The sequence below is a fragment of the Stutzerimonas kunmingensis genome (genome assembly GCF_002929225.1).
GTDB lineage: Bacteria > Pseudomonadota > Gammaproteobacteria > Pseudomonadales > Pseudomonadaceae > Stutzerimonas.
Map to the genome: position 1 here is coordinate 441,837 of NZ_PISM01000014.1, position 11,911 is coordinate 453,747.

The following is an 11,911-nucleotide window of genomic DNA, read 5'->3' on the forward strand; positions in this document are numbered from 1 at the left end:
GCTTCAAGGCTCCGGCATATCCTCGGCACCCGGTCCAAGCGGCTGCCCGTAGCTGAACTCGACATAGTTGCCCGCAGGATCGCGCAAACCGCAGTAGTAGCCCACCGGATAGGGTTCGTCGCGCGGCTCCCATATCAGACAGCCTTCCCTGCGCGCCAGGTCGGCAACCGCATCCACTTCCTCTCGACTGGCCAGCGCGAAGCCGAAATGGCTGTAGTCGTCCATCGCCAGTGATCGATCCTTGCCGCCCGGCATCATCACGAAGATGAACTCGCGCTCTTTTCCAGGCTCCGCCATCCAGACAATGCGTGAGCCCTTTCCGGGGCGCTCGTGAAACACGTGCATGCTGCAGAAGCGCTCATAGAACGCGATACAGGCGTCCAGATCGGGCACGTGCAGAGCCAGGTGGGTGAGGGTAGGGCGCATGCGGCACTCCTTCGGTGATTCAGGCCGAAAGCCTGGGTTATGCTGTTCGCTACTGAAGGAGACAACATTACATGGCTTACGACTTCGATCTATTCGTCATCGGTGCAGGTTCCGGTGGCGTGCGTGCGGCGCGCTTCGCTGCAGGTTTCGGCGCGAAGGTGGCGGTTGCGGAAAGCCGTTACCTGGGCGGTACCTGTGTCAACGTCGGCTGTGTGCCGAAGAAGCTACTGGTCTACGGCGCGCATTACGCCGAAGACATTGGCCAGGCACAGGGCTATGGCTGGACCATCGACGGCGCGACCTTCGACTGGAAGACCCTGATTGCCAACAAGGACCGGGAAATCCAGCGACTGAACGGCATCTACCGCAGCATCCTGGTGGATAGCGGCGTGACCCTGCTGCAAGCGCATGCGCGCCTGGTCGATGCACATACCGTCGAAGTCGAGGGCAAGCAGTACACGGCCGAGCACATCCTGATCGCTACTGGTGGCTGGCCCCACGTGCCGGCGATTCCGGGGCGTGAGCACGCCATCACGTCCAATGAAGCTTTCTACCTCGAATCCTTGCCGCGACGCGTGCTGGTGGTCGGTGGTGGCTATATCGCCGTCGAATTCGCCTCGATCTTCCATGGCTGCGGTGCCGATACCAAGCTGCTCTATCGCGGTGAATTGTTCCTGCGCGGTTTCGATGGCTCGCTCCGCGATCACCTGAAGGACGAGATGATCAAGAAGGGCGTGGATCTGCAGTTCAACGCCGACATCGTGCATATCGACAAGCAGGCCGATGGCAGCCTGCTCGCGACGCTGGAAGACGGCCGCACGCTGGAAGCGGACTGCATCTTCTACGCGACAGGCCGCCGTCCAATGCTAGACAACCTGGGGCTGGAAAAGGCCGGCGTAGCGCTGGATGCCCGAGGTTTCATTGCCGTTGACGATGAATACCGTACCTCAGTGTCTTCGATTCTGGCGATTGGCGACGTGATCGGTCGCGTGCAGCTGACACCCGTCGCACTGGCTGAGGGCATGGCCGTGGCGCGGCGGCTATTCAAGCCGGAGCAATATCGCAAGGTCGATTACACGACCATCCCGACCGCCGTGTTCAGTCTGCCGAACATGGCAACTGTCGGGCTGACCGAGGAGGAGGCGCGCGAGCAGGGCTACAAGGTAACGATCTTCGAAAGTCGTTTCCGGCCGATGAAGCTAACCATGACCGATAGCCTCGAGCGCAGCCTGATGAAGCTGGTGGTGGATGCTGAGACCGACCGTGTGCTCGGCTGCCATATGGCGGGACCGGATGCCGGCGAGATCATGCAGGGGCTGGGCGTGGCGCTGAAGGCCGGGGCCACCAAGCAGGTGTTCGACGACACGCTGGGCATCCACCCGACGGCCGCCGAAGAGTTCGTCACCATGCGCACACCGGCGGCGATCTGAAAGCATGCTGGCGGCCGCCTGCGGCGGCGCGCCAGATCACTCAGTGATGATGCCCTGGCGCAGCACCGCCGGCAGCCGGGGCGTCTACCTCGATGCTCACCTCGGTGGTGATTTCGCCGCCGTCCTCGAACTGCAGCGTCACCGGGAAGCTCTCCCCAGCCACCAGCGGCTGCTTGAGCCCGAACAGCATCACGTGATTGCCACCCGGCTTGAACTCCACTTTGCCAGCCGCGGGCACGTCGACCGCCTCGACCTGCTGCATCTTCATCATGTCGCCCTGATGCACATGGGTGTGCAGCTCGGTCTTTTCGGCACGTGAGGTCTGCGCCCCGATCAGGCGCTGTGGCTGCTGACCACGATTTTCCAGTATGAAGTACACCGCGCCAGTCGGAGCGCTGGGCGGCATTGCCCGCGACCACGCCTGGCTGACAGCCAGCTCACTGGTAGCCGCTTGAGTCGAAGCCTGATGGTCGTGGTGGTGCTCCTGCGCAAGGGCAGGCAAGCAGAGTGCCGCAAAAGTACCAGCGGCCAGTAAGCGAAGCAGCATGAGAGAACTCCCGTTCTGTTGAGATGCGCCATATTACGCCGCCGGCCCTGCAGCGGTACGTCTGGGTAGTCGACTTATCGGCCGGCCATGGCCTGCGTGCCGCGCGATGGAGAGGAGGGTGCAGCAATTTGCCACAGGTGTGTTTGTGACACTATATTGCGACGCCTGCACTTGCAGCCATCGAGGATTTCTGTAGCACCTGGTTTTTCTGAACGAAGCGCTTATCAAGCGCGGCTGATCGGCTTCCTGCACCAAATGATTGCTCCTACCCTGGTGCTCGGCCATGATCGGCGGCCGCTCAGACAAGCTCGGTACTCCCGGCCATCAGAAGTCGGGGCAAACCGATCAATACACTTTCTTTTTCACGCCCCGACGGTTTTTGGGGCATACGAGCTTGTCGTTTCTTGCAAAGCGCAGGACGCGTCATGTGTTTATACGGACATGATTTATATGAGTTCTGGAAAGTTCGGATTTCTTCCCACCTGCCTGTCTGTCATCGCCCTTGCAGCTGTTTTCACTACCGCCTGGTGGCTTCATCCTGAGCGAGCGGTTGCCGGTTTCGCCGTAGCTGGCAGTCCCCATGCATTGCCGCTCGCCAGCAAGGGGCCGTTTTACAGCACCCGCTTCGCATCCTCCGATCTCGACGAATTTGTCCATGCCTCGTCGGTGACCTCCTTGCCGGATGGTGGCCTGATGGCCGTTTGGTTTGCCGGTTCACGCGAAGGGGCTGCGGATGTTCAGGTGCGCGGCGCGCGATTCGACGCGATTGCGGCGGAGTGGGGCGACGAACTGGTCCTGGCAACTCGCGAGTCGACCGAGAAGGCGACCCAGAAGCACATACGCAAGCTCGGCAATCCGGTCATTGCGCTGGCTCCCGACAACAGGCTGTGGCTGTTCTATGTGTCGGTATCAATCGGTGGCTGGGCTGGCAGCGCCATCAACGCCATGTATTCGGATGATCTCGGAGAAACCTGGTCGACTCCCAGGCAGCTGATCACCACCCCGTTCTTGAACATCAGCACACTGATGCGCAATGCCCCGGTATTCCATCAGGACGGCACCATAGGACTGCCCGTCTACCACGAGTTCCTCGGCAAGTTCGCCGAGTATTTGTACATCAGCCCGAACGGCGAGGTGACCGGTAAAAGTCGAATCAGCAAAGGCAACGATTCACTGCAACCAACAGTGGTGCCGATGGACGAGCAACATGCCGTTGCCATGCTGCGCTATGCAGGTGCCAGCCATCATCGCGTGCTCGCCAGCCGCACCGCGGATGCCGGCAGAACCTGGAGCAAGCCTTATCCGATCGACCCGGCCAACCCCAATTCGGCGCTCGCAGCGGTGGCCACGCCCAATCATGGCCTGCTGGTTGCCCTGAATGATCTGGAGGACGGGCGTTTCCGGCTTCGCCTGATGGAAACCGACTCCAGCCTCGATCTCTGGAAGCCGGTGATTGACCTGGACGAATCGCCTGACCCGGAGGGCAACCCGTTCACCCCGGAGGTATATCGGGAAATCATCGGCGACAAGTTTCGCCTTTCCAGCGGGCCGCGGCGGCTATCGCTGGTGGACGAGTTTCTGACAAACCTGGATAAGCGCGTCTGCAAGACCCATGGCTGCGATTTCGAGTACGAGTATCCCTACTTCATCAGGAGCGCCGACGGTCTCTATCACCTGGTCTATTCCTGGAACAATACCTTCATCAAACACGTCAGCTTCAATGATGCCTGGCTACTGGAGCAGCTCTGATGCCTGAACTCTGGCAAGCGCATCTGACCTTCGGGTTACTCGCTTTAATCGTCACGCCTGGATTTGGCCTCGGCCGAGGGTTTCAAGGGCTTCGCCTTCTCCTCCTGCTAGGGATCAGCTTCATTCCCGTGGACGGCCTGTCACTGGCCGCCTACATGCGCAGCTTCACTGATGACGTGGCCATCACGACGCTGGTGGCGCTGGCATTTTTCGCGGCGGTGCGCTTGGGACTGATGGCGATGCCGCCGCAGAACGCGCGCGTGCAATTGTTGATCGTGATGGCGGGGCTGGCGCTTTTTCTCTACCCGGCAACGATGGGCCTGTCCTATCTGGACCCCTATCAACTCGGTTACGCCCCCCGCCCGCTGATCGCGGTGGTGGGCGTGCTTGCCCTGGGATTGCTGCTGCTCAGGAACTGGTTGGGGGCTTCCATGCTCGGCCTTGCCACCTTGGCGTTCAGCCTGGGGATCAAGCCGTCGCCCAATTACTGGGACTATTTGCTAGACCCCTTCATCGCCTTGTTCAGCTGCGGGGCGTTGCTCGTCTATGCCTGCAAGGCACTCGTGCGCAAGCCAATGCCCGCGTGACGAAAATTACTCCAGCCGACCTGTGATGGCTCGGCTGCGCTATTTGACGATTCGATAGATTCGAGGTTGGGACAATGGGTTGGCTTCAGTCGCGGCGCCTGCATTACTGGTTCGGTGCAGTCGGGATTCTGTTCATTGCGCTCGCAGCATTGCGCGGGATCTTCTTCGTCGGTTTCTCCGGGCTGGAGCCCAGCGCGCTCGGCACGGTCGATGCCGTACCCGAAACGCTCGGGATCGGCCTGCGCTTCGACCTTCGCCTGGCGATCCTGTTGATGTTGCCGATCGCGCTGTTGGCGTGGCTGCCGGTCTGGAACCTGACACGCTCCCGCGTCCTTCGCTGGGTGGCGCGGCTCTATCTGGCTCTGGCGCTTGGTGCAGTGCTGCTGGTCTACATCATCGATTTTGGCCACTACGCCTACCTCGGGGTGCGCATCAATGCCACCGTCTTGCGCTTTCTGGAGGACGCGCAGATCTCCACCGATATGGTCTGGCAAACCTATCCCGTGGTCTGGATCACCCTTGGCTGGGCGGCGGCAACCGCTCTGGTCTGGTGGCTGCTGCTGCGCTTTGAGCGGGTCACGCTGGATCGCCCGGCAAAGCGAATCAGCCGGCTTTCACTGATCTGGGGTAGTGCGCTGATGGTGGTGGCTGTCTTCGTCGCCATCCTCGGGCGTTTCGACAATATCAACCTGGAAAACCCCGTGCCGCTGCGCTGGAGTGATGCTTTTTTCTCGGGCGACAACCAGATTGCAGCCCTTGGCCTGAATCCGGTGATATTCCTCTACGACACGCTGAAGGTGCCCAATCAGCCGTATGACCGGGAACAAGTCGAGGCCCATTACGATGTCGTCAGCCATTACCTAAGCGTCGACCAGCCTGATGCGAAAACGCTTAATTTCAGCCGGGAGCAGGGCGTTCAACCCTATGCGATTGACGGAAAGCGGCCGAATGTCGTCTTCGTCATGCTCGAATCCCTGGGAACCACCGCGGTGGGCGCCTACGGCAATCCGCTCAATCCAACTCCCAATATCGACCGGCTGGCCAAGCAGAGCTGGTTCTTCAAGAACTTCTACGTGCCCGTGACCGGCACCGCGAAGACCGTTTGGGCGAGCATATCCGGCGTACCAGACGTTTCCCGGCAGGAAACCGCGACGCGCAATCCGCTGATCACCCGCCAACACAGCCTCGTCAACGCGCTGCAGGACTACGACAAGTACTACATGATTGGCGGCAATTCCGGCTGGGCCAATATGAATGCCCTGATCCGCCAGAGCATCGACGACATCCAGCTATATGAAGAGCGCCACTGGAACTCTCCGATGGTGGATGTGTGGGGAATCTCCGATCTGGACCTGTTCAAGGAAAGTGACCGGCTGCTGCGAGAGCAGGGGGAGGGCAAGCCCTTCTTTGCCTATATCCAGACGGCGGGCAACCATCGTCCGTTTACCATACCCAAGCAGAACGACGGCTTCGAAGCCCTCGATCTACCTTTGGAAAAGGTGCAGGGCGCCGGTTCCCGCAGCGTGGCGCAGTACAACGCGGTCCGCCTTCTGGATTTCAACATCGGCCGCCTGATGGAGATTGCGAAGGAAGGCGGCTGGTACGACAACACCATCTTCGTCATGTTTGGCGACCACAACACGCGCATCGCCCAGATTCCGCACATGCTGCCGGCATACGAAAAGCTGGGGCTCGAGAGCAATAACGTTCCGTTGTTGATCCATGCGCCCAAGCTGCTGGAGCCACGAGTGATCGAGGAGGCCGTGGGTCTGGCCGATCTGCTACCGACCGTACTGGGCTTGGCCGGCATGGAGTTTCGCAACGGTGCAATGGGACGCGACATCCAGCAGCCGGCTCCTGAAGGGGAGCGCGTGGTTCCACTCGTGCTCCGCGAAGGCACGTTCCCGCTGATTGGTGGCGTGACCAAGGACTTTCTTCTGCAGATGCAGCACGACGGCAGCCAGCCGACCCTGCACGAAATTGCATCACCGGAGCCTCTGGTCGACGTAGCCGACCGGTATCCCGAGGAATTCCAGCGACTTGTCGCCCTGACACGGGGACTGCACGAGGCATCGCGTCTGATGCTCTATCAGAACGTCAGAAAGGACTGAGTTCCAGGGCGGTCATGACTGCCTATCCGCGAGCTGTCTGACACAGCGCGCGGCTGGGCAGATCGGGCGAACATGAGCGTGAAGTTACAGCGCCAGGCTCAATAGAGAATCATCACCCAGGTGACCGCTACCATCACCAGCGACAGCAGTTGCGCCGCGCTGCCCATGTCCTTGGCGTTCTTGGAAAGCGGGTGCAGTTCGAGCGAGATTCGGTCGATTGCTGCCTCTATCGCCGAATTGACGAGCTCGACCACCAGTGTCAACAACGGCACGATCACAAGTAACAAGCGTTCGATTCGGCTGACGTCGAGCGTGAACGCCAGTGGTATCAGGACAGCGTTGAGCAGCAGCAGCTGTCTGAAGGCAGCTTCGCCGGCAATCGCAGCACGGATACCTGCAAGTGCCCCTTGAGCGATTGCGCGTTGAGTTCTTCGATGCTGCTCATGTTCAACTTCCTGGCAGAATTGTGGCGAGTATAAGCATCCCGCGGCAGAGAGCGCGTGCTGATCGTGGCAAACGAATACCAGAGAGGGAAAGGACCAGAAGGTGGCGATGGCAAAGCACGGCCATTACCTACCACAAACGCAATTTAACATAATATAGATTATGCGAAGCGCCTAAGACGACATGACAAGCTCACCAGAGCCATCCGTCAGTTGCCACCAAACACAAAACGGTTCGATTGACTGAAGCCTGACACACGCATCGAATTGGGTCTGAACTTCGTCTTCATACTCGTAGCCGGGGTTATCGACCAGCTCGTAAGTCAGGATCATTTCATAATCTCCATTATGCGAAGCGCACCAAGTAGAAATGCAGAAAAGAGGACAGAAAGACGGTTTGCGCGCCGGCTCGTACCTCGCTCGGCGTGCAAATCCGCTTATCACCAGAGGAATTTCCCCTTCTCATAGGGCACGACGACCACGGACGAGCCTTTAGGGGCTGACTGCAGGCCGCTGGCGACCGCCTGTTCGAGTGCCGGAGGCGGACTGCTGGCGTGCATCGGCGCTTGTGGCGGTTCTGGGTCGGGCTTGGTGTCGTCGAAGTAGCCGTTCTGCACGACCGACATGCAGAAGCCGAACGACACATCCAGGCGCGTGCCTTGCTGGGTGTTGCATCTACACCCCGTCAGCCCTTCATCGCTGTCACCGACCTGCATGCGCTTGTAGTTGCGGGCAATCAGCTCGCGGTCGGTGGTGGCGATGCATACGGGTTTGGGGAAGGTCTGCGGCTCGGTCAGTGCGTCATATACCGGCGCCGAAGCTGGCAGGTCCTGCACCCTCGAAACCCGTTTGCCCAGGTACTGCTCAACAGTGAGCGGCGCGGATCGCTCCGAGTCGTTCGTCGCAGGCCGGATAAACGCCCCGACCGTATCTCGCACCTGATCGACCATGCTCCCGGCCGGCGCGCTGCTAGTGGCTTCGAGCGCGACTTTCTCAGCGTTGTAACGCTCATAGGCGCGATAAACGAGGATGCCCGCGCCAATCAGCACGCAGATGGCCAGGATGAACTTGGTCGGCACCTTGGCCTGGAAGTGGTGCTTGGCGTTGGTGCTGGTGTAGGCGCCGAAGTAGCGCTTATCCAGGCGCAGCGATTTCTTGTCGGCATCCTTGAAGCTGGTTTTCAGCTCGACCTTTTCCACCACCACTTCAGACTCGAAGCGCAGCAGCTGGGCGGACTTGAAGACGCGCCAGTAGTGGATGTGCGTGTTGCACAGGCGCCGCAGGTGCACATCGAGATAGCGCGGGTCCTGGGTGACGAGGTGCACTTCGTGGCCCTGGTGGCGCATGGTCTCGAAGCGGGTGATGTGCTCCGGTGGCCGCGCCCGTGGATCGCGTGAGCCAAACCAGCCCTGCGCTTCGTCCACGACGATGATCGAGTCGTTCGGCAGCTCGAACCACTTTTCGGGATCTTCGAACTCGAACCACTGCGCTTGTAGCTGATCGGGCTTGAGGCCGTTGATGTTGTGGTAGTAGACGACACGGCCTTCGGCGTGGGCCTTCTGGTCGACTTCGCGGATGGTGTTCAGGGTCTTACCATGGCCGGGCTTGCCGGTGCGGATAACGAGCATGACGGCGCCTCCTTAGGCTTCGATGGAGGTGCCGCCCGGCTTGTGCCAGACCTGATTGCGTTTGCGGTCGGTGGCCTTGTCGATCCCGGCGAGCATGAAGCGCGTCGAGATGGCGGCGAAATACAGGTTCACCACCACATCGAACTTGGCCAGCCCGAGAATCCCCTGAATGACCGGCCCAACATCGCCCATGAGGCCGAACAGATAGCTTTGCGCCTGGCCGATGATCAGGTTGAAACCGACATAGGAGACGAAGCCGAAACCGATCATTTTCAGCACCATCTTCACCAGTGGGCCGAGGATGATGACGAGCATCTGCACAATGAAGAGAAACTGCATTACTGACCTCCTACGGAGCGGCCCACGTACAGGGCGGCAAGAACGGTAGCCACAGCCACGAACAGGCCGCTCAAGTCATTGGCGGCGCGGCAAAGCGGCTCATAGCTAAGTTCGAAGGAACGCCCGCCACTGGTGCGCAGGCTGAAGGTTTCCGCAGCGGGACAGCTGGACGGAAGAAAGCGGGTGCCTTGGTTGATGAAGGACGGCAGCTCGATATCGGCGCCTTCCTGGAGCTTGAATTGGTCGCCCTGCACGGCGGCTTCGATGGCGGATTCGTGCTTCTCGAAGTCGGCCTGTTCTTCGGCGTGGCAGCGAAGCTCCTTTTGCTGGCGAAGAATGGCGCATTGAACCGCGTCGCCTTCACAGCTCAGGGTTGCATCGCAAGGTTCACCACCGACGCTGGATTTATCTTCATCCGTTTCTTCTTCACCTTCTCCTTCGCCGGAACCCGAGCCAGAGCCTTCGCCATTGCCGGAGCCCTCGCCGCCTGATCCGTCGCCATCATCCCCGCTTCCGTTTCCGTCTCCCGAGCCGCCATCATTTGAGCCCCCGCCGTCAGAGCCGCCACCATTGGAGCCACCGCCACCCGAACCATCGTCGGGGTCACTTGGGTCGGTCGGATCGGTGGGGTCAGTCGGGTCCGTTGGATCAGGTGGCGGCGTGTTAGGCGAGCAGAATGTGCCGTTGTACGTGTAGCCGCTGGGGCAGTTGTTATCAGGATCAGGAGGCGGGGTGTCGTCGGGGTCCTGGGTATTGGGTGGTGACGGGTTCCCAGGAGAACGAAGCGAGTCTTCGTTGCACTGCATGCCGTTGCCGCTGTACGAGTACACGCCAAACACGCCGGACGGACTGCCGCTGCTGTAGACGTAGACGTTGGAGGCCGGCGTGTAGGTGAAGGCGTACTGGCAACCGTTACCGCAGACCGAACCCGGAGGGTCGATGGTCGGCTGGCCCACTGCGGCCTTCATCAGGTGTTCATGAGTCACTGTCTGGCCGTTGGTGGACTCGCACCGATCAGGCTCAGGCGGAGGCGAGCATTCTTTAGTTACAGGGTCTTCTACTTGACCACCAGGACAGCCGGTAACAAGTTTTCCAGTAATATTTCCCGACTGATAAAACTCACCATTTCGAATGTAACGACAACGACCAGCAGCAGGAGGGTTTTCCATAACAAACTCAGCGCTAGCACTATCAGAATTAGGAACCCATGAAAGAGCTGAAAGCCGATCATTACACGCCTGCTGAGGATCAGCGAAGAAGTTAGCGCCGGAACCGGGCCAGCTGTAGTAATCAGCATGGGCACGCGGGGAACAGATAAGCAAAAGCGCCGAGGGCAACAGGTAGAAACAAGCAGTACGTGCGAAGCGATCTGCGCTGACAAGACGAAAGAAATTCAATGCCACCTCCCTACACCCGCCCAAAGAACACGAGATAAAACGCCAGGGTGGTGAGGATCAGGACGTACAGTTCGTAGCTCATTGGCGTTTCCCTGGAAGAGAAAACCCCGCCGGAGCGGGGTTTGTTTGCTTCGGCACATGCAGTGCACGGTTCCCGGTTACAGGGCGCGGCGCATGTACTTGAACGCCATCGCGGCGATGATCACGGCGAAGACGGCCCAGCCGATGGTCCCGACATCGGTGCCCGCGGTTTCGAGCGCGGTGGTGGCTTCGGCCGGGACTGCCGCGTAGACGGAGCCGGCAGCAGCCGAGAGAGCAACGGCAGCGCCGAGGCCGATTTTCTTGATGAAGTGCTTGTTCAGTTGCATGGGTGATACCTCACTGTTTCAGGGCTTTTTTCAGGACCAGGAAGCCGAACACGGTGGCGAACAGAACAATCGCTTCGCCTTGCAGCTCGGAGACTTGGTCCCAGGTGAGTGCAGCGCCGTAGAGGCCCTGCATTTCCTCGACCGTGAGGGCGACCAGTTGGCCGGAACAAACGGGCGAGCCGTCGACGCCTTGCAGCCAGTCACCGTCACAGGCAAGAAAATTCATTTATCAGCTAGCCGCCTTTGCCTGAGCAGTTGCAGCAGGGTTCGGCGCAGACTGAGGGCGAACCTCTTGCAGGCGCAGCGGTGTGCCAGCCAGCAGATAATCGATGTTGTGATAGCGGTCGTTCACCTCGCAGGTGACAGGCATGTAAACCTCAACACCGACCTGCTGCCGGTAGGCGTTGTGTAGCCCGTTCTTGATCGAGTCACCGAACACGCGCGCCTTGACAGTGGTGGTGACGTCGAAGCCGTCGCGATCCTTGGCGGAGGTTTGAAGCGCAACGATGGCCCAGAGCTTGTCCGGTTCGCCTTTGTCTACTACGCCGAGGACGGTGCCTTTGATGATGTGCATGGTGTTCTCCAGAGTCAGAAGCCGAACAGCTCGGCTACACAGGGGGTGCCTTTGGCCTCGAATTCGAGGAACCAATGGCGTTCGGGCTTGGTGCCCTGGTCTTTGCGCTGCTCAAGGGCAGCGAAGGTTTCAGCGACCTGCTGTTGCAGGACGGACGTGTCAACGGTCGCCTGAGTGCGGCGGTACTGCTCGAGGCGTTCGCGCTGGCAGCGGCTGAGCTGGCCACCTTGAAAGCTGACGGTGCGGAGGGTCATGCCCTCCCCCGGCTTGCTATCGACCATCTGGATCATGGGCGGAACTCCAGGCGGACGA

At 60.0% G+C, this 11,911-nt stretch carries 15 protein-coding genes; 4 read left to right on the plus strand and 11 right to left on the minus strand.

Features of this window, described 5'->3' with window-relative positions; translation table 11 throughout:
* Nucleotides 1-3: 3 nt before the first annotated feature.
* Nucleotides 4-426 carry a VOC family protein gene (locus CW305_RS08710; protein ID WP_104097655.1) on the minus strand — a complete coding sequence of 141 codons (423 nt, stop codon included), beginning with the start codon at nt 424-426 and terminating at the stop codon, nt 4-6.
* A gap of 71 nt (nt 427-497) precedes the next feature.
* On the opposite strand from CW305_RS08710, the gene gorA reads away from it, so the two are divergent.
* A complete protein-coding gene (gene gorA, locus CW305_RS08715; protein ID WP_014820235.1) occupies nt 498-1,856 on the plus strand; it encodes a glutathione-disulfide reductase in 1,359 nt (452 codons plus the stop codon).
* Nucleotides 1,857-1,896: 40 nt separating this feature from the next.
* On the opposite strand, the gene CW305_RS08720 is transcribed toward gorA, so the two are convergent.
* A complete protein-coding gene (locus CW305_RS08720) occupies nt 1,897-2,403 on the minus strand; it encodes a copper chaperone PCu(A)C (protein ID WP_023445397.1) in 507 nt (168 codons plus the stop codon).
* A gap of 450 nt (nt 2,404-2,853) precedes the next feature.
* Here CW305_RS08720 and CW305_RS08725 point away from each other — a divergent pair, with 450 nt between their 5' ends.
* From CW305_RS08725 to CW305_RS08735, 3 genes are all read left to right on the plus strand, one after another.
* Nucleotides 2,854-4,152 (plus strand): sialidase family protein, encoded by a 1,299-nt coding sequence (locus tag CW305_RS08725; RefSeq protein ID WP_181063880.1) that lies wholly within the window; start codon nt 2,854-2,856, stop codon nt 4,150-4,152.
* A complete protein-coding gene (locus tag CW305_RS08730) occupies nt 4,152-4,739 on the plus strand; it encodes a hypothetical protein (protein WP_104097657.1) in 588 nt (195 codons plus the stop codon). Before CW305_RS08725 ends, CW305_RS08730 begins: the two co-directional genes overlap by 1 nt.
* A 74-nt stretch (nt 4,740-4,813) precedes the next feature.
* Nucleotides 4,814-6,850 (plus strand): LTA synthase family protein, encoded by a 2,037-nt coding sequence (locus CW305_RS08735; RefSeq protein WP_104097658.1) that lies wholly within the window; start codon nt 4,814-4,816, stop codon nt 6,848-6,850.
* Between the two features lie 98 nt (nt 6,851-6,948).
* Here CW305_RS08735 and CW305_RS08740 read toward each other — a convergent pair whose 3' ends face one another.
* The 9 genes from CW305_RS08740 to CW305_RS08775 all read right to left on the minus strand — a co-directional run bounded on the left by CW305_RS08740 (nt 6,949) and on the right by CW305_RS08775 (nt 11,889).
* On the minus strand, nt 6,949-7,266 hold the full coding sequence (locus CW305_RS08740) for a diacylglycerol kinase (protein ID WP_104097659.1): 318 nt from the start codon (nt 7,264-7,266) through the stop codon (nt 6,949-6,951).
* A 201-nt stretch (nt 7,267-7,467) separates the two neighbouring features.
* Nucleotides 7,468-7,626, minus strand: coding sequence for a hypothetical protein (locus CW305_RS23395; RefSeq protein WP_181063872.1), 159 nt, complete (start codon nt 7,624-7,626; stop codon nt 7,468-7,470).
* A 107-nt stretch (nt 7,627-7,733) separates the two neighbouring features.
* Nucleotides 7,734-8,921 carry a zonular occludens toxin domain-containing protein gene (locus CW305_RS08745; RefSeq protein ID WP_104097660.1) on the minus strand — a complete coding sequence of 396 codons (1,188 nt, stop codon included), beginning with the start codon at nt 8,919-8,921 and terminating at the stop codon, nt 7,734-7,736.
* Between the two features lie 12 nt (nt 8,922-8,933).
* The gene (locus CW305_RS08750) at nt 8,934-9,260 is read right to left on the minus strand and encodes a DUF2523 domain-containing protein (RefSeq protein ID WP_104097661.1); all 327 of its coding nucleotides are present in this window, start codon (nt 9,258-9,260) and stop codon (nt 8,934-8,936) included.
* On the minus strand, nt 9,260-10,657 hold the full coding sequence (locus CW305_RS23695) for a virulence factor TspB C-terminal domain-related protein (RefSeq protein ID WP_245890976.1): 1,398 nt from the start codon (nt 10,655-10,657) through the stop codon (nt 9,260-9,262). Before CW305_RS23695 ends, CW305_RS08750 begins: the two co-directional genes overlap by 1 nt.
* Before the next feature lie 158 nt (nt 10,658-10,815).
* Nucleotides 10,816-11,025 (minus strand): major capsid protein, encoded by a 210-nt coding sequence (locus CW305_RS08760; protein ID WP_090519130.1) that lies wholly within the window; start codon nt 11,023-11,025, stop codon nt 10,816-10,818.
* A gap of 10 nt (nt 11,026-11,035) precedes the next feature.
* Nucleotides 11,036-11,251, minus strand: coding sequence for a hypothetical protein (locus CW305_RS08765; RefSeq protein WP_104097662.1), 216 nt, complete (start codon nt 11,249-11,251; stop codon nt 11,036-11,038).
* A 3-nt stretch (nt 11,252-11,254) separates the two neighbouring features.
* Nucleotides 11,255-11,599, minus strand: coding sequence for a hypothetical protein (locus CW305_RS08770; protein ID WP_104097663.1), 345 nt, complete (start codon nt 11,597-11,599; stop codon nt 11,255-11,257).
* A gap of 14 nt (nt 11,600-11,613) precedes the next feature.
* Complete coding sequence (locus CW305_RS08775) at nt 11,614-11,889, minus strand: hypothetical protein (protein ID WP_245890977.1); 276 nt, start codon at nt 11,887-11,889, stop codon at nt 11,614-11,616.
* Between the last annotated feature and the right edge of the window lie 22 nt (nt 11,890-11,911).